Origin of the sequence: Geminicoccus harenae (assembly GCF_019800005.1) — a bacterium.
GTDB classification, from domain to species: domain Bacteria; phylum Pseudomonadota; class Alphaproteobacteria; order Geminicoccales; family Geminicoccaceae; genus Geminicoccus; species Geminicoccus harenae.
This window is the reverse complement of record NZ_JABGCL010000021.1, coordinates 84,241-100,846: the sequence shown is the minus strand read 5'-3', so window position 1 is coordinate 100,846 and position 16,606 is coordinate 84,241. Positions and strand designations below refer to the sequence as shown.

Genomic DNA, 16,606 nt, shown 5'->3' with positions numbered 1-16,606 from the left:
AAGATCTTGATCGAGGTCAGGCCGCAGCCGGACACGTTGGGCTTCTTGTTGTAGCGGAACCCGTCATAGACTGGCTTGCGCTTGCCGCTGCTGGGCTGGGCGGCGCTGATCGGCGGGTTCGAGCCGCTCGACGAAGCCGGGCTGCTGCTCTTGGGCGACGAGCCGCCACCGAACTTGGCGTCGACCGCCGCCTTGTAGGCCACGACCCAGGCGTCGGTCAGCTTATGCTTGGCGAGATATTCCTTGTACTGCTTGGCCTTGAAGGAGCTGGTCTTGGCCTGCTCCCGGATCACCGTCATGTTGTAGCGCCAGCCGCTCTTGGCGATCGGCACGTTGCCCAGGTTCACGCTGCTCGAGGAACTGCCGCTATTGGACGAAGAACTACCGTTCTTCGACGAGGAGCTGCCACCGAACTTGGCGTCGACCGCCGCCTTGTAGGCCACGACCCAGGCGTCGGTCAGCTTATGCTTGGCGAGATATTCCTTGTACTGCTTGGCCTTGAAGGAGCTGGTCTTGGCCTGCTCCCGGATCACCGTCATGTTGTAGCGCCAGCCGCTCTTGGCGATCGGCACGTTGCCCAGGTTGACGGACGCCTGGGCCACGGGCGCTACAGCGGTAAGTGCCGTCGAGCAGGCAAGGAACGCGGCTGCACATAATGCAGCCAAGCGTAGGCTTCTCATGATCCCCCCCAGGATCGCAATGGACAAAGCGATCCGGGAAGTTCCGCCTCCATGGCCGCAGTTCTCCTGTCCCCGCGCCATGACGACGCGAAGCAGATGCAGCCTATTGTAGCTCGGGGCGGTTGCTTCCCGGAAATAACACTGGAAGCGATACCCCATGATCGCGGAGCCGTGAACGCCCACGACAGAAGATCGTCAGTTTATAACGGAACGTTCACGGTACATCTAGGCGAACGTCGACGCCTGATCGGAAAATGAACGATGGTCAATCTGTGCCATGCGGCGCTGCTTTGGCCGTAGGTCATGAAACGGCTGTCATTCTGCTTATGAGGATCTGTGTGCGTGCAGCGCGCTGTCCACGCTCGCGAGGCGGCTCAGGGAGGCTACGGCCGCCAGAAACGAACAACGCCTCCTCCCAGAGGGAAGAGGCGTGCTCAGGAAGTGCTGAAGCCTTGGCTGGGCCTCAGTCGGCACAGCTCGCGTTCTGCGGCACGTTGGTGTAGTCGGCCGCGAACTTCCTCGTATAGGGCCACCACTCGCGGGTCTTGTCCCAGTTGTCCCAGCCCTTCGCCTGGAAGGCCACCGAGCCCCAGATCACCACGCTGTCGGAGATGTTGTAGACCTCCTTCATTTGGATCTCCCAGAACTTGATCGGCAGGTAGGTCGTGCCGATGCCGGGCGTGGTGTCATGGTATTGTGGCCAGAGCACCGGGATGACCGGCTTGTTGTACTTGCGCGCTTCCGCGATGTTGGCGCGCGCATAGGTCAGCCAGTCCTGGCGGTTCTCGTAGGGCGTGTAGAGCGAGGGAAAGATCACGTCGACCTCGGCCGCCAGGCGCCGCATCTGCTCGTTGGTCGCCATCCAGGCATCCCAGCGGTCCGGGCGGCTGCCGCGCATGGTCGGCGCCAGATAGTTCCGCTCCGGCACCAGCATGTAATAGCCGAACTGCATCCTGGTGTTCCCGGCCGCGCGCACTCCTTCCTTCAGGGTGCGCACCACCGTGATCAGCTTGTCCATCTCGGTGACGGCGTTCCAGTGCTCGATGTCGATCATCACGTAGGTGACGTTGCGGCGCAGCAGGTCGGGAACGATCTTGTTCTTCAGATGGCTGACGTTCGGCACGTTCTTGCTGGCACCGCCGAACAGCTCGTCATGGTAGAGGATGCGGATGTCGGTGCTCAGGCCGCAATTGGCCAGGCTCGGCATGCCATGATAGCGAAAGCCGCGATAGACGGTGAAGTTCGGCTTCCTGGTGACGGTGATGTCCTTGCCGACATCGTCGGGATTGTACTTTTGCGCCACGGCCGCGGCGTAGGCGTCGACATAGGCATCGGTGACGCGGTTCTTGTCCCGCCAGTATTCATAGGTCGCCTGCCGCTCGGCGCTGTATTCCCCGAGCTTCTTCATCACGGTGAGATTGTAGCGCCAGCCCGAGTTGCTGACCTCGATCCCGTTCAGGATTGGGTCCTGGACGAAGGTCGGGCTGCCGGGCTGGTTCGGCGTCTGGGCCGGGGGCGGCGTTGGTGTGGGGGCAGATGCGGGGGGCGCGGCAGGCGGCTCCGGCTGGGGCGATGTCGCGGGCTCGCTGGGCAAAGGCGTGCCGAACTTGGCGGCGAGCGCCTTGGCATAGGCTACGACATAGGCGTCGGTGATCTTGTGCTTGGCCAGGTACTCCGCGTACTGCTGGGCCTTGAAGCTGCTGGTCCTGGCCTGCTCGCGGATGATCGTCATGTTGTAGCGCCAGCCGGCGTTGTGGACCTCGATCCCGTTCAGGATCGGGTCCTGGACGAAGGTCGGGCTGCCCGGCTGGTTCGGCGTCGGGGCTGGGGCTGGCGTCGGCGTGGGGGCAGGTGCGGGGGTCGCGGCAGGCGGGTTGGGCGATGCCGCGGGCTCGCTGGGCATGGGCGTGCCGAACTTGGCGGCCACGGCCTTGGCGTAGGCCACGACATAGGCGTCGGTGATCTTGTGCTTGGCGAGATAGTCCGCGTACTGCTGGGCCTTGAAGCTGCTGGTCCTGGCCTGTTCGCGGATGATGGTCATGTTGTAGCGCCAGCCCGAGTTGCTGACCTCGATCCCTTTCAGGATCGGGTCCTGGGCGGGTGCCGACCGGTTGTTCTCGCTGGGTAGGGGCGTGCCGAACTTGGCGGCGACGGCCTTGGCGTAGGCGACGACGTAGTCGTCGTTGATCTTATACTTTACCAGATAGTCCGCGTACTGCTGGGCTTTGAAATCGTTGGTCCTGGCCTGCTCACGGATGACGGTCATGTTGTAGCGCCAGCCCTCGTTGCGGATCTCGACATTGCCGAGATCGACGGCTGCGTGCGCAGGATAGGCCAGAGCGCCAGCAAGGCAGGCGCCGGCGAGCAATGACACGGCGACCAGCGCCATGCCTCGTGAAGAACGCATGGATACCTCGGGCTCTATCGGCTGTCCCTGAGGAGTGGTCGCAAGTTGTCGCCACGCGAACTCATGCTTCTCGCAGCCGAGTCGAGCATGTTCGGCGGCCTGTTCTCGGATTCCCCCTCAAGAACCAAGTAATTCATCGATACACGAGGCAAATCTTTCCGGAAACAATGACGAAAGCCGAGGTTGCAAAATGGCGGAAAATTCATCTTCGAGAGAAGAAGATGCTGCTTCCATGAAGCATGAATGACTCTTCATTCATTCGCGTCGATGATCGGCCAAGTTGAGCTGCTCGTAGACCGCGGCGTTCCGGAGGACGCATGACAAGAAGGCCGGATGCACCGCATCCGGCCTCGTGGCGAACTCGCTGCCGAAGGAGACGCAGACCCGGCGTTCAGCCGAACGTGTTGCAGTCGCTCACTTCGCCCGACTGGAGGCCGCGGGTGAACCACTCGACCCGCTGCTCGGAGCTGCCGTGGGTGAAGCTCTCCGGGCTCGCACGCCGCCCGGCTGCCCGCATGATGCGGTCGTCGCCCACCGAGGCCGCAGCATCCAGCGCCTCCTCGACGTCGCCCGGCTCGATCACGCCCCGGCTGCGGTCGGCCCGGTTCGCCCACACCCCCGCCAGGCAGTCGGCCTGCAGCTCGACCCGCACCGACAGGGCATTGGCGGAGGCGCGGTCGGCGCCGGCCTGCGCCTCGTGCACCTGCGGCAGGATGCCCAGCAGGTTCTGGACGTGATGGCCGACCTCGTGCGCGATCACATAGGCCTGTGCGAAGTCGCCGGGTGCGCCGAAGCGCTGGGACAGCTCGTCGAAGAAGCCCAGATCCAGATAAACCTTGCGGTCGCCCGGGCAGTAGAACGGGCCGGTCGCCCCCTGGGCGAAGCCGCAGCCCGACTGGGTGGCGTCGGTGAACAGGACGAGGCCTGGCTCCTGGTAGGTCTGCCCGTCCGCCTGGAACAGCTCGTGCCAGACATCCTCGGTGCTGGCGAGTACCGCGCTGGTGAACTCGGCCTGCTCGTCGCCAGCTCCGCCACCCTGGCGCGGCAGCTCCTGCCGGGTCTCGACCGGGGCGCCGCCATCGATGGCACCGATGATCATGCTGGGATCGATGCCGAGCAGCCAGGAAACCACCAGGATCCCGACCAGGCCCAGCCCGCCGATCCCGCCGCCGACCCGCATGGCGCCGCCGCCCATGCGCATCCCGCCCATGCCGCGACGGTCCTCGACATTGCTGCTGCGCCGGCCGCTCCGCCATTCCATCGCTCAGGCCTCTCCATTCGTCCTCATGCCTGGCGGCCGCGCAGGACGAGCTGCGCCAGGATCATCAGCAACAACGAGGCAGCCAGTATCAACGTTCCGACGGCGTTGATTTCCGGGGGATGCCGCAAGTGCGAAGAATTTTCTCCAAATTGGTGTGTGGTTTCGACAAAGGGACGGGAACGGGCCAGCCAGCTCCCCGGTCTCGGGTTCGTTCGTGCAATACGCGATGAGGCAGGCTTCCCGCCCGGCCTCCGCGACTGGACGAAGCCGATCCAGCCATTCTGCCATGGCCGGGGCCGAAATCCCAGGAGCCTGCCGCAAGAAGATCGCGCCCGGCAGGAGGTCGGGCGCGACTTGCCGGAGGGACGGCTCAGCTGGACGGCGTCGCCAAGTTGCCGACCAGGTCGATGACCATGCCCACGAGCGACAGGTCCGGGCCCGGGATCACGTCCGGCAGGCTGTCGGTGAAGTCGTCGCCGTCGAGCCGAGTCTGGCCCACCACGATCAGGGTGTGGTCCACGTCCGCGAAATGGGTGTTGATCACCAGCGATCTGGCGCCGTCGATCTTGCTCGTCGCCACGTTCTCGTCGTTGCGGTCGACGAAGCCGTCCCCGTTGCTGTCGAGGGCGGAGAACAGGTCGAAGCCGTCGGTCAGGATCCGGTCGCTGCCGCGCTGGAAGTCGACGATCTTGTCGACGTTGAACTCCGGGTCCTCGAACAGGTCCTCGGTCAGGTCGAACAGGTCGTCGCCGGCACCACCCTCCAGCTCGTCGCCGCCGGCACCGCCCGCCACGACGTCGTCGCCCTCGCCGCCGTGGACGAGGTCGTCGCCGTCATCGCCGAACAGCAGATCCGCGCTGGAATCACCGTCCAGGTGATCGTCGCCGGTGCCGCCCAGCAAGGCGTCCTCGCCGCTGCCGCCGGACAATTCGTCGTCGCCGGCATCGCCCACGATCAGGTCGGACTCGCCGCCGCCCTGCACGACGTCGTCGCCGGCACCCGCCAGGATGAAATCGTCGCCGTCGCCGCCGTCGATCCGGTCGTTGCCGGAGAAGCCCGGCGGGTGGTCGGGGACGAATTCCTCCGGCACGCCTTCCAGGATGAAGTCGTCGCCGTCGCCGCCCTCGATCGTGTCGTCGCCGTCGCCGCCGGACAGGATGTCGTCACCCGCATCGCCGCGGATCAGGTCGTCGCCGCTGTTGCCGTAGACCAGGTCGTTGCCGTCGCCGCCATAGGCCTTGTCGTTGCCGGCACCGGCGTCGATGCCGCCGATCCGCGCCAGGATCATGGCCAGCAGGTCGCTGGTGTCGGTGGGCGTGCCGCCGATCCCGCCGGTGAGCAGGGCCGCGAGGCTGAGCCCGTCGCTGCCGCCGCCGCCGGTGATATAGTCGATGCCGTCGCCGCCATGGATCTGGTCGACGCCGTTGCCCCCGGCGATGACGTCGCGCCCGGCGCCGCCAACAATCAGGTCCCGGCCATCGCCGCCATTGAGCCGGTCATGGCCGTCGCCGCCATAGATCGTGTCGTTGTCGGCATCGCCATGGAGCAGGTCGTCGCCTTCATCGCCGAAGATCAGGTCGCGCCCGGTGCCGCCATAGATGTTGTCGGCGCCGCCCTTGCCGGCCAGCATGTCGTTGCCGCCATAGCCCCAGATCGTGTCCGCGGAAGCGGTACCGTCGAGGATGTTGGCCCGGTCGTCGCCCTTGATGATCGCCATGTTTCCTCCCTTGCCGCGAATTTACGTCGTGGCGGGCGGAAATTTTACGGCAATCGGATCAGGTGGTGAAGTGAAAATGTCCGGAAATGTACCAGAAATCACTAAGAGTCCTGCATTGGATAACAAAGCTTCCCAACCGTTGATCGGAGGAATGAAGTCATCATTGATCTCCCGTGACTCGACGGTGGCCATGACTTCGCAGCGTCCTTTGCAAGTCCCCGTGCATGCCACGTCCCCGCGGTCGCGGCCGCATCGGCGCCGGCTGAGCCCGGACGATTGGCGCACCGGCGGAACCCGGCCGGAACCTCGGACGTGGATCCCGATTTTCTGAGGGCAAGCTTCACGTGCGGCTCGCTCAGGAGCCCGAACGCACGTTCATGTCCGTTTAATTCGACGAACTCGGCGCCGATCGGCATCCTGCCACGATAATTCGTATTTTCCGGCGTGGGGTAGCCCTGATGATGAACCTGAATTTCGAGGTCGCAGAGACGGTCGACAGCTCACCCGTCATCGTCGTCGACCTCGATGGCACCCTCACGCCGGTCGATACGCTGCACGAGACCGTCCTGCAGCTGCACCGCACCTCGCCCCAGGCGGCCATCGGCCTGGTGCAGGCGCTGCGCCAGGGCAAGGCAGCGTTCAAGCGGCACGTCGCCCAGTCCCTGTCCCTGGACGGGGCGCTCCTGCCGCTGCGCCAGGATCTCCTGGAATGGCTGACCGAGCAGCATGAGCTGGGCCGCCGGATCGTGCTGGTGTCCGCGGCCGACCAGGCCTTCGTCGATGCGGTGGCGGCCCATCTGCCCTTTCGGGTCGATGCCGCGATCGGCAGCGACGGCCTGGCCAATCTGAGCGGGGAAGCCAAGCTCGCCCGGATCCGCGAGATGGTCGGCGAGAATTTCGTCTATGCCGGCGACGCGGCGGTCGACCTGCCGATCTGGCGGGCGTCCCAGGGCGCCATCCTGGTCGGCCGCGGCATGCGCTTCGAGAAGCGGCTGGGCGACGTCCCGGTGGTCGGCCGATTCCCGCAGCAGAGCGGTCCGCTGCAGGCTTGGCTCAGGGCGCTGCGCCTCTATCAGTGGCCCAAGAACCTGCTGGTGTTCCTGCCGGTGCTGCTGGCCGGGCCGATGGCCGGGATCGACGATTGGGGCGAGGCGGTGCTGGCCTTCCTGATGCTGTCGGTGCTGGCCTCGGCCGGCTACCTGATCAACGACCTGCTCGACCTCGCCGCCGACCGGCAGCACCCGACCAAGCGCAACCGCCCGTTTGCCAGCGGAGCCCTGCCGGTGGCGCACGGCGTGATCGCCGTGCCGGGCCTGCTCGTGGTGGCGGTCCTGCTCGGCCTGTTCCTGCCGCCTGCCTCGCTGCTGGTGGGCTTCGTCTATCTGTGCGGCACGCTGGCCTATTCCTTCTTCCTGAAGAAGGTGCCGATGCTGGACGCGATCGTGCTGGCCTGCCTGTTCACGCTCCGGATCGTGGCGGGCATCGTGCTGATGACGCTGCCCTGGTCGTTCTGGCTCCTGACCTTCTCGATGTTCTTCTTCCTGTCGCTGGCCCTGCTCAAGCGCTTCACCGAGCTGCGCGAGGTGAGCCAGTCGCCCGACCGCGAGCTGCGCCGGCGCGGCTACACCACCGACGACCTGGCCCTCCTGCTCTCCATGGGCAGCAGCTCCGGGATCGCCGCCTGCGTGATCTTCGTGATGTACCTGATGGAGGAGCAGTTCTCGCGCTCGATCTATGCCTCGCCCGAATGGCTCTGGGTGATCCTGGTGCTGCTGCTCTACTGGCTGGGGCGGGTGTGGCAGCTTGCGGTGCGCGGCCACATGAACGAGGACCCGCTCCTGTTCGCCCTGCGCGACCGTGTTTCCCACCTGATCGGCCTTGGGGCCATTGTCTTCATCCTGCTGGCTCGGGCTGCCTGAACGTGATCGACTCACCCCCCGGCGGCGCCGCCCTCGGCGCCCGCCTGCACGATGCCCGCCGCTGGACCGGCTGGCTGATCTTCCTGGCGGCCCTGACGGTCGTCCTGGCCGGCCTGCTGTTCGGCGGCCAGGACCTCATGGCCTATCTGCGCCATCTCACGCCCGGGGTGATCGCCGTCCTGCTCGGCCTGTCGCTGGTCAACTACGCGCTGCGCGCCTGGCGCTGGGACATCTTCGCCCGGCAGCGGCGCATCCGCGTCCCGTTCCTGCGCAACGTCCTCTACTACGTCGCCGGCTTCGCCCTGACCGTCACACCCGGCAAGGTCGGCGAGGCCCTGCGGCTCTGGCTGATGCGCCAGCGCGACGAGCAGCCCTATGGCCGGACCCTGCCGCTGCTGCTGGCCGACCGGCTGGCGGACGGGCTGGCGCTGCTGGCGGTGGCCTGCGTCGGTATCGCCAGCCTGAATGGCGGGATCATCCTGGCCCTGGTGCCGGCGGCCCTGGTCCTGCTCGCCATGTGGTGGCTGTGCACCCGCCCGCGCTTCCTGCTGATGATGGCCCATTGGGTGCAGGGACGGATGGGCCGGGGCCGCGGCCGGGGCGGGTTGCGCAAGCTGCACCGGCTGAGCCGGGAGATCTCCGGCCTGCTCGGCTCCGGCCCGTTCCTCCTGGGCCTGGTCCTCTCGGTGATCGGCTGGATGGCCGAGGCGGCGGCCTTGTGGTGGCTCCTGGACAGTTTGGGCGCCCCGCTCGACCTGCACGTGGTCGCCTTCGTGTTCGCCGCCGCCATGCTGGCCGGGGCCGTGGCGATGCTCCCGGGCGGGCTGGGCGGTGCAGAAGTGTCGATGGTGGCCCTGCTCGTGGGCTTCGGCGTCGCCGCCGAGCCCAGCGTGATCGCCACTGCCCTGATCCGGCTGACCACGCTCTGGTTCGCCGTGGGCCTGGGCTTTCTGGCATTGCCGCTGGCGTTGCGGGTGGCGAGGCAGCGGCCATGACGGCGTGGAAGCGCATGGAGGTGACCGGCTGGGGCCGGGTGCCACGTGTCCTGGCCGAAATCGCCCGGCCCGAGCGCGACGCCGAGTTGGACCGCATCGTCCAGGCGGGCACCGGCCCGTTGCTCGCGATGGGGGCGAGCCGCTCCTATGGCGATGCCGGCCAGCCGGTTCCGGGCGGGCGCGGCCTGCTCACCACCAGGCTCGATCGGGTGCTGGCCTTCGATCCGGAAGCGGGCACGATCACGGTCGAGCCGGGCGTCACCTTCGCCGACCTCCATCGCCACTTCCTGCCGCGCGGCTGGCTGGCGCCGGCCATTCCGGGCACTGCATTTGCCACGATCGGCGGGGCGCTGGCCAACGACGTGCACGGCAAGAACCAAGCGGCGGCCGGGAGCTTCGGCGACCATGTCCGCTCGGTGGAACTGCTGACCGCGGACGGGCAGCGGCGGACGGTGGACCGGGACAGCGACCCGGAACTGCTGCGCGCCACGATCGGCGGGCTGGGGCTCACCGGGATCGTCACCAGGGTGACCTTCGCGCTCCAGCGGGTGCCGTCCAACGCGGTCACCCTCACCGAGCGGCGGATCGACGGGCTCGACGCCTTCCTGGCCGCCTTCGAGGCAGCCCGCGACGCCACCTATTCGGTGGGCTGGATCGATGCGCTGGCGAGCGGCCGCAGCCTCGGCCGGGGCATCCTGGAGACGGCGGAGCATGCCGCGACCAGCGTGGCACCGGTGCCGCCGCGGCAGCGGACGGTCCCGGTCGACCTGCCGAGCTTCGCCATGTCCGCCGCGTCGACCCGGCTGTTCAACGCCTGGTGGTGGCGCCGCATCCCGGCGGAGGGGCGCACCCGCAGCGTGACCATCCCCGCCTTCCTCCATCCGCTGGACGGCCTGCGGCAGTGGAACCGGATCTATGGGCGGCAGGGCTTCCGGCAGTTCCAGTGCGTGGTGCCGTTCGAGGGCGGCGAGGCCAGCCTCCGCCGGCTGCTGGAGGAGATCGGCCGGCACGGCCAAGCCTCGTTCCTGGCGGTGCTCAAGGCGTTCGGCCGGCAGGGGACGGGCCATCTCTCGTTCTGCATGCCGGGCTGGACCCTGGCGATCGACCTGCCCGAGCGCAAAGGCGTGACCGAGTTGCTGGGTGCGCTGGAGCGGATCGTGCTGGATGCGGGCGGGCGGATCTATCTCGCCAAGGACAGCCGGCTTTCCGCGGAAGGCTTTGCCCGGATGTACCCGGAGCTCGACCGGTTCCGTGCGGTGCTGGGCCGGGTCGATCCGGACGGGCGCTGGCAGAGCGGCCTGTCCCGGCGCCTCGGCATCCATGCGCCGCTGCAGGAGGCCATCCATGGCTGAGACCTGGCTGATCCTGGGCGCCTCGTCCGGCCTCGCCCGTGCCATCGCCCGTGAGGTCGCCTCCCGCGGCCACGAACTGCTGCTGGCGGGCCGCGATCTGGGCGACCTGGAGCGCAGTGCCGCCGACCTGCGGCACCGGTTCGGCGTGCGGGCACAGGCGCTGCCGTTCGACGCGCTGGATACGGCCAGCCATGCCGGGTTCGTCCAGGACGTGGCGGAGCGGGCGGCAGGCCCGCTCACCGTGGTGGTGGCGTTCGCGGTGATGACGCCGCAGGACCTGGCCGAGCGCGAGCCGGACACGGCACTCGCCATGATCTCTGCCGGCTATGCCGGGGCGGTATCGATCCTGCTGCGGCTGATCCCGCATTTCGAGCGGACGCGGGCCGGCCGGGTCGTGGTGATCGGCTCGGTGGCGGGCGATCGCGGGCGGCGCTCCAACTATGTCTACGGCTCGGTGAAGGCCGGCCTCGCCACCTTCACCGAAGGGCTGCGCGCCCGCCTGTTCGGCGCAGGCGTGCCGGTGACCCTGATCAAGCCGGGTTTCCTCGACACCGCGATGACCTGGCCGATGAAGGCCGGGCCGCTCATGGCCGATCCCGCCGATGCCGCGCGCAGCATCGTCACCGCCGCCGAGAAGGGCCGGCAGACCGCCTATGTGCCGTTCGTCTGGTGGGGAATCATGCAGGTGATCCGGCTGATCCCGGGCCGGATCATGCAGCGGCTGAGCTTCTAGCCATGGATGATCCTTGATCCGGCCAGATGGCCCGGCACCGGCATGCGGCGTCTTTTCAGGAAGTCTTCAGGAATTCGTGCGATAAGAAGGGCAGGGCAGGGCGAGCGGGCCTCTTGACGCAGGATGGTTCTGCGCCAACGCTGGCGACCATGCTTGTATTGCCGGCGCGGCTGGGTGTCGCAGCGGGGCGGACGGGGTGTTCCATCGGGCGTTCCCCTGGCTACCTCCGCTACGACACCGACCGGGTCCGGGCACCATCGGATTTTTGAACCACTCTATGCGCCTTAGAAAGAAGCAGCGTCTCTATCTGGTGCTGGGCAGCCTCGTGCTCCTGGGTGGTGCCGCCGCCCTGGTGCTGACGGCGCTCGAGCAGAACGTCGCGTTCTTCGTGACGCCCAGCCAGGTGGCGGCGCGCGAGGTACCCGAGGCCCGCAACTTCCGGATCGGCGGCCTGGTGGTCGCCGGCAGCATCGTCCATGACGGCGACGGCGTGGTCCGCTTCCGGCTCACCGACACGCAGCAGGAGGTGCCGGTGCAGTACGCGGGCGTGCTGCCCGACCTGTTCCGGGAGGGGCAGGGAATCGTGGCCCAGGGCGAGTTGGAGCCGGACGGGACCTTCCGCGCCGTCGAGGTGCTGGCCAAGCACGACGAGAGCTACATGCCCAAGGAGGTGGTGGACTCGTTGAAAGACGCCGGCGTCTGGCAGCATGACGGCAGCGGGGTGCCCAGCCAATGATCCCTGAACTCGGCCATCTGGCGCTGGTGCTGGCCCTGGCCCTGGCCCTGCTGCAGGGCACGCTGCCGCTCTGGTCGGCCGCCCGGGGCGACCCGGTCGGCATGCGCCTGGCGGTCAGCGGTGCGGTCGGCCAGTTCGTGATGGTGACCCTGGCGTTCGGCGCGCTGACCTGGGCCTATGTGGCCTCCGACTTCTCCGTGGCCAACGTCGCCACCAATAGCCATTCCGCCAAGCCGCTCATCTACAAGATCAGCGGGGTCTGGGGGAATCACGAAGGATCCCTGCTGCTCTGGGTCTGGATCCTGGCGATCTTCGGCGCGGCGGTGGCAGGGCTGGGTGCCAACCTGCCGCTGCCGTTCAAGGCCCGCGTGCTGGCGGTGCAGGGCCTGATCGGGGCGGGCTTCCTCGCCTTCGTCCTGTTCACTTCCAATCCGTTCCTGCGCCTGGACCCGGCACCCTCGGACGGCAACGGCCTGAACCCGATCCTGCAGGATCCTGGCCTGGCCATGCACCCGCCCATGCTCTACCTGGGCTATGTCGGTCTATCGACGGCCTTCAGCTTCGCCATGGCCGCCCTGATCGAGGGGCGGGTGGATGCCGCCTGGGCCCGCTGGCTGCGGCCCTGGGTGCTGGTCGCCTGGGCTGCCCTGACCTTCGGCATCGCGCTGGGCTCCTGGTGGGCCTACTACACGCTGGGCTGGGGCGGCTGGTGGTTCTGGGACCCGGTGGAGAACGCCTCCTTCATGCCGTGGCTGGCCGCGACCGCCCTGCTGCACTCCGCGGTGGTGGTGGAAAAGCGCGACACGCTGAAGGCCTGGACCATCCTCCTGGCAATCCTGTCCTTCGCCCTGTCGCTCCTGGGCACCTTCCTGGTGCGCTCGGGCGTACTGACCTCGGTGCACGCCTTCGCCTCCGACCCGACCCGCGGCGTCTTCATCCTGGCGCTGCTGGTGGTGGCGATCGGCGGGGCGTTCGCCATGTTCGCCTGGCGGGCACCGATGCTGCGCCCGGGCGGCAGCTTCGCCCCGATCAGCCGCGAAAGCGGGCTGCTCCTGAACAACGTGCTGCTGGCCACGGCGGTCGGCACCGTGCTGCTCGGCACGCTCTATCCCCTGTTCCTCGATACGGTCGGCGGGCCGAAGATCTCGGTGGGCCCGCCCTATTTCGACGCGACCTTCGTGCCCCTGATGGTGCCGCTGCTGCTGGCCATGCCGGTCGGCAGCCTCCTGGCCTGGAAGCGGGGTGATCTGCCGGGCGTGCTCCAGCGCCTGCGCCTGGCCTTCCTGGCGGCACTCCTGGCCGCCGGCCTGGCCCTGCTGCTGCTGGGCTGGCAACATCTGGGTGCCGCCCTGGGCTTCGGCTTGGCGCTGTGGCTGGTGCTGGGGGCGCTGGTCGACCTGGCGGAGCGTATCGCCCTGTTCCGCGTGGCGCCGGCACAGTCGCTGCGCCGGCTGCGCGGCCTGCCGCGCTCGGCCCTGGGTGTCGCCCTGGCCCATGCCGGGGTGGGTCTGCTGGTGCTGGGCATCACGGGTGCCACGGCTCTGCGCGAGGAGCGCATCGCAGCGCTCGCGGTGGGCGAGGCGACGGCGCTGGGCTCCGTGCAGGTCCGGCTGGTCGAGGTGCATCAGGAGCAGGGGCCGAACTATGTCGCCACGGTCGGGGAGTTCCAGGCCGAGCGGGACGGGGAAGAAGTGCACCGGATCCGCTCGGAGAAGCGGTTCTTCCCGGTGGAAGGCATGCCGACCACCAAGCCCGGTATCCTGACCTCGCCCTGGGCCGATCATTACTACGTGCTGGGCGACCAGGCCGCGGACGGGCGCTGGGCCGTGCGACTGTATCGCGAGCCCCTGGTGGTGTGGATCTGGTGGGGTGCGGCGGTCACCGGCCTGGGCGGCCTGGTCAGCCTGTCGGATCGCCGCCTGCGGGTGGGTGCGCCCACTCCGGCCAGGCGCCGGCTGCCGGTCGGCGAGGGGATGGCGGCGTGAGCACCAGCGAGCAGCCGCGGGGCGTCGACGCACCATCACCCATGCCGCCCGCGGACACGCCGGCCATGGCGCAAGCGTCGGCGATGCGTACGCGAGCACGCGGTGGGTGGCGCTGGCTGGCCTTCCTGCCGCTCGTCCTGATGCTGGTGCTGGGCGGTGTGTTCTGGCTGAACATGGGCAAGAACCCGGCGGAACTGCCGTCTGCCCTGGTCGGCAAGCCGGTGCCGGACTTCGATTTGCCGCCCTTGCCCGGGCGCACCGACGGATTGGCCGCCGCCGACCTGCGCGATGGGCAGCCGAAGCTGGTGAACGTGTTCGCCTCCTGGTGCGTGCCATGCCGGATCGAGCATCCGGTCCTGATGGACCTCCAGCGCCAGGGCATCTCGGTGGTCGGCATCAACTACAAGGACGAGCCGGCCAAGGCGCTGGCCTTCATCGACCAGTTGGGCGACCCCTATGCCCGGATCGGTGCGGACCGGGATGGGCGCGCCGCGATCGACTGGGGGGTGTACGGGGTCCCGGAGACCTTCGTGATCGACCGGGAGGGCAGGATCGTGCTGCGCTTCCCGGGGCCGCTGTCGCCGGAGATCGTCCGGGACCGCATCCTGCCGGCACTGGCGGGAGGCGAGGAATGACCCGCTGGATCGGGGCAGCACTCCTGGCCTTCCTGCTGGTCTTGGCACCGGACGGCGGAACACCGCTCCTGGCGGTGACCCCGGACGAGCAGCTGGCCGACCCGGCGCAGGAGGCGCGGGCGCGCGAGCTCGGCCGGGAGCTGCGCTGCCTCGTCTGCCAGAACCAGTCGATCGACGACAGCGATGCCGACCTGGCCCGGGACCTGCGCCGGATCGTGCGCGAACGGATCGCCGCCGGCGACGACGACCAGGCGATCCTGGCCTATCTGACCGACCGCTATGGCGAATTCGTCCTGCTGCGCCCGCCGGTGACCGCCGCCACTTGGCTGCTGTGGTTCGGCCCGCTGGCGCTGTTGCTGGCAGCGGGGGCCACGGCGTTCCTGTGGCGGCGCCGCTCGGCGATGGAACAGGAGCCTGGCCTGAGCGCGGAGGAGGAGCGCCGGCTGGACCGGATGCTGGCGGAAGCCGGCCCGGATGCGCCGCTGCCGGGTCCCGGCGGGCGGCCGTCCACCGGATGATCGACGGATCCTTCCTGCTGGCGGCCGTGCCGGTGCTGGCCGTCGTCGTCCTCTGCCTGCTCTGGCCGCTGCTGGCGCGACGGGGCGTCGCCCCGCGCGGCCGGCACGATCTGGCCGTTTACCGCGACCAGCTGGCCGAGGTGGATCGCGATCAGGCCCGTGGCCTGATCCCCCGGGATCAGGCCGAGGCCGCGCGCGTCGAGATCCGCCGCCGGATCCTGCGCGTCCGTGCTGCCGAGGAGGCCGGTGCGCCGGGTTCAGCACCCGGGCGGCGCGCACCGGTTGCCGCGGTCGCAACCCTCGCAGCGCTGCTGCCGGTGCTGGGATTCGCCACCTATCTGACGCTCGGGCGGCCGGACCTGCCCTCGAGGCCGGCGGGTGACGCCGTGGGCCCGCTCGCGTCGGGCGAGCATCGCGCCCTGCTCGAGAAGGCCGCGGCCGAGGTGTCCGACCGGCTCAGTCAGGAACCGGACGATCCGGGTGGCTGGCTGGAACTCGGCCGGCTGCAGGCCGAGCTCGGCCGGATGGACGAGGCGATCGCCTCCCTCCGCCGCGCCAGGACACAGGCGCCGGACGATCCGCGGCTGTCGGTGGAACTGGCCGACCTGCTGACCCGGGCGGCCGGGGGCGTGGTACCGCCGGAGGCCCTGGAACTGTTCCGTGCGGCACTGGAGGCTCCGGGCGGGGAGGCCGCCGCGGACCCGCGCGCCGCCTACTTCGTGGGCGTTGCCGAGGCCCAGGCGGGTGATGTCGCCGGTGCGATCGAGAGGTGGCGGCGGCTCCTGGCACGGGCACCGGAGAATGCGCCATGGCGCGCTCAGCTGGTCGAAGCGATTCGGGTCGCGGCAAGCCAGGCCGGTCTGGATGCCGGCGACACGGGGGCGACGACGGCGCCCGGCATGCCCGACGCCCAGGCCATGGCGGAGATGGCCGAGCTGGCGCCGGAGGAGCGTGACCAGCGGATCCGGGCCATGGTTGACGGCCTGGAGGCGCGCCTTCAGGCCGAGCCCGACGATGCGGATGGCTGGCTCCGGCTGGCCCGGGCGCGCGAGGTCCTGGACGAGAAGGCACGGGCGGCGACTGCCTATGAGCGAGCGGCCGCGCTGCGTCCGGACGATCCGGCGATCCTCGCCGCCTGGGGCAATGCCCTGATCACCGAGCAGCACGCGCCGACCGGGCTGCCGTTGGTGGACGATGCCGCCAGGGACGTGTTCGAGCGGCTGGAGAAGCTGGCGCCGGACGATCCGCAGCCGGCTTGGTTCCTGGGCCTGGCCGCCGTCCAGGCAGGCGATCGCGCCGGAGCTCTCACCCACTGGACCGCCCTGCTGGACCGTCTGCCCAACGACCATCCGGACCGCGCCGCGATCGAACAACTGATCCACGAGTTGCGTCCATAGGCGTGGCCTAGGGAGGACTCGCAAGATCATGAGCTTCGGATCTTGCTGGCCTCCTCGGCATGATCGGGCTCATGGTGGCAGCTCGCCGCCCATCCGCGGCCAGCAGACCATTGCTTCGGCCCACGGAGGAGGTGCCGGCGGATGCTGAAGGGGCTGCGTTTTTCTGATGCCTCGTGCCAAGCTCCTCGAAGATCTGCTCGGCGAGCCTTTCGGCCAGAGACTCGCAAGCCGTGCGTTCGAGACCCCAGCCATGCCGGCCCTCGTCCTTCAC

General features: G+C 68.7%; 14 protein-coding genes. 9 read left to right on the top strand and 5 right to left on the bottom strand.

The window, feature by feature from the left end:
- The 5 genes from HLA95_RS18850 to HLA95_RS18830 all read right to left on the bottom strand — a co-directional run.
- Nucleotides 1-602 (bottom strand): hypothetical protein (locus HLA95_RS18850; protein WP_222184159.1); only part of this gene is annotated, 602 nt, incomplete at its 3' end.
- A 541-nt stretch (nucleotides 603-1,143) separates the two neighbouring features.
- Nucleotides 1,144-3,087, bottom strand: coding sequence for a hypothetical protein (locus HLA95_RS18845; protein WP_222184157.1), 1,944 nt, complete (start codon nucleotides 3,085-3,087; stop codon nucleotides 1,144-1,146).
- A 391-nt stretch (nucleotides 3,088-3,478) separates the two neighbouring features.
- The gene (ypfJ, locus tag HLA95_RS18840) at nucleotides 3,479-4,348 is read right to left on the bottom strand and encodes a KPN_02809 family neutral zinc metallopeptidase (RefSeq protein WP_191060912.1); all 870 of its coding nucleotides are present in this window, start codon (nucleotides 4,346-4,348) and stop codon (nucleotides 3,479-3,481) included.
- Nucleotides 4,349-4,718: 370 nt separating this feature from the next.
- Complete coding sequence (locus tag HLA95_RS18835; protein ID WP_191060911.1) at nucleotides 4,719-6,065, bottom strand: calcium-binding protein; 1,347 nt, start codon at nucleotides 6,063-6,065, stop codon at nucleotides 4,719-4,721.
- Nucleotides 6,066-6,086: 21 nt separating this feature from the next.
- Complete coding sequence (locus HLA95_RS18830) at nucleotides 6,087-6,257, bottom strand: hypothetical protein (protein WP_222184156.1); 171 nt, start codon at nucleotides 6,255-6,257, stop codon at nucleotides 6,087-6,089.
- 266 nt (nucleotides 6,258-6,523) lie between these two features.
- Between HLA95_RS18830 and HLA95_RS18825 the strand changes: the two genes are divergently transcribed.
- The 9 genes from HLA95_RS18825 (at nucleotide 6,524) to ccmI (ending at nucleotide 16,335) form a co-directional block, all read left to right on the top strand.
- Entirely contained in the window at nucleotides 6,524-7,984 is a 1,461-nt protein-coding gene (locus tag HLA95_RS18825; protein ID WP_222184154.1) for a UbiA family prenyltransferase, read from the top strand.
- 2 nt (nucleotides 7,985-7,986) lie between these two features.
- Nucleotides 7,987-8,979 (top strand): lysylphosphatidylglycerol synthase transmembrane domain-containing protein, encoded by a 993-nt coding sequence (locus tag HLA95_RS18820; protein ID WP_191060164.1) that lies wholly within the window; start codon nucleotides 7,987-7,989, stop codon nucleotides 8,977-8,979.
- Nucleotides 8,976-10,331: an FAD-binding oxidoreductase gene (locus tag HLA95_RS18815; RefSeq protein ID WP_191060163.1), complete on the top strand. Its 1,356-nt coding sequence runs from the start codon at nucleotides 8,976-8,978 to the stop codon at nucleotides 10,329-10,331. Before HLA95_RS18820 ends, HLA95_RS18815 begins: the two co-directional genes overlap by 4 nt.
- Nucleotides 10,324-11,064 carry an SDR family NAD(P)-dependent oxidoreductase gene (locus tag HLA95_RS18810; RefSeq protein WP_191060162.1) on the top strand — a complete coding sequence of 247 codons (741 nt, stop codon included), beginning with the start codon at nucleotides 10,324-10,326 and terminating at the stop codon, nucleotides 11,062-11,064. Before HLA95_RS18815 ends, HLA95_RS18810 begins: the two co-directional genes overlap by 8 nt.
- A 277-nt stretch (nucleotides 11,065-11,341) precedes the next feature.
- The gene (ccmE, locus tag HLA95_RS18805) at nucleotides 11,342-11,800 is read left to right on the top strand and encodes a cytochrome c maturation protein CcmE (protein WP_191060161.1); all 459 of its coding nucleotides are present in this window, start codon (nucleotides 11,342-11,344) and stop codon (nucleotides 11,798-11,800) included.
- Entirely contained in the window at nucleotides 11,797-13,785 is a 1,989-nt protein-coding gene (locus HLA95_RS18800; RefSeq protein WP_222184153.1) for a heme lyase CcmF/NrfE family subunit, read from the top strand. The genes ccmE and HLA95_RS18800 overlap by 4 nt, the downstream gene beginning before the upstream one ends.
- Complete coding sequence (locus HLA95_RS18795; RefSeq protein ID WP_255513347.1) at nucleotides 13,782-14,420, top strand: DsbE family thiol:disulfide interchange protein; 639 nt, start codon at nucleotides 13,782-13,784, stop codon at nucleotides 14,418-14,420. Before HLA95_RS18800 ends, HLA95_RS18795 begins: the two co-directional genes overlap by 4 nt.
- Nucleotides 14,417-14,938 (top strand): cytochrome c-type biogenesis protein, encoded by a 522-nt coding sequence (locus tag HLA95_RS18790; protein WP_191062512.1) that lies wholly within the window; start codon nucleotides 14,417-14,419, stop codon nucleotides 14,936-14,938. The genes HLA95_RS18795 and HLA95_RS18790 overlap by 4 nt, the downstream gene beginning before the upstream one ends.
- Nucleotides 14,935-16,335 (top strand): c-type cytochrome biogenesis protein CcmI, encoded by a 1,401-nt coding sequence (gene ccmI, locus HLA95_RS18785; RefSeq protein WP_222184152.1) that lies wholly within the window; start codon nucleotides 14,935-14,937, stop codon nucleotides 16,333-16,335. Before HLA95_RS18790 ends, ccmI begins: the two co-directional genes overlap by 4 nt.
- The last annotated feature ends 271 nt before the right edge of the window (nucleotides 16,336-16,606 follow it).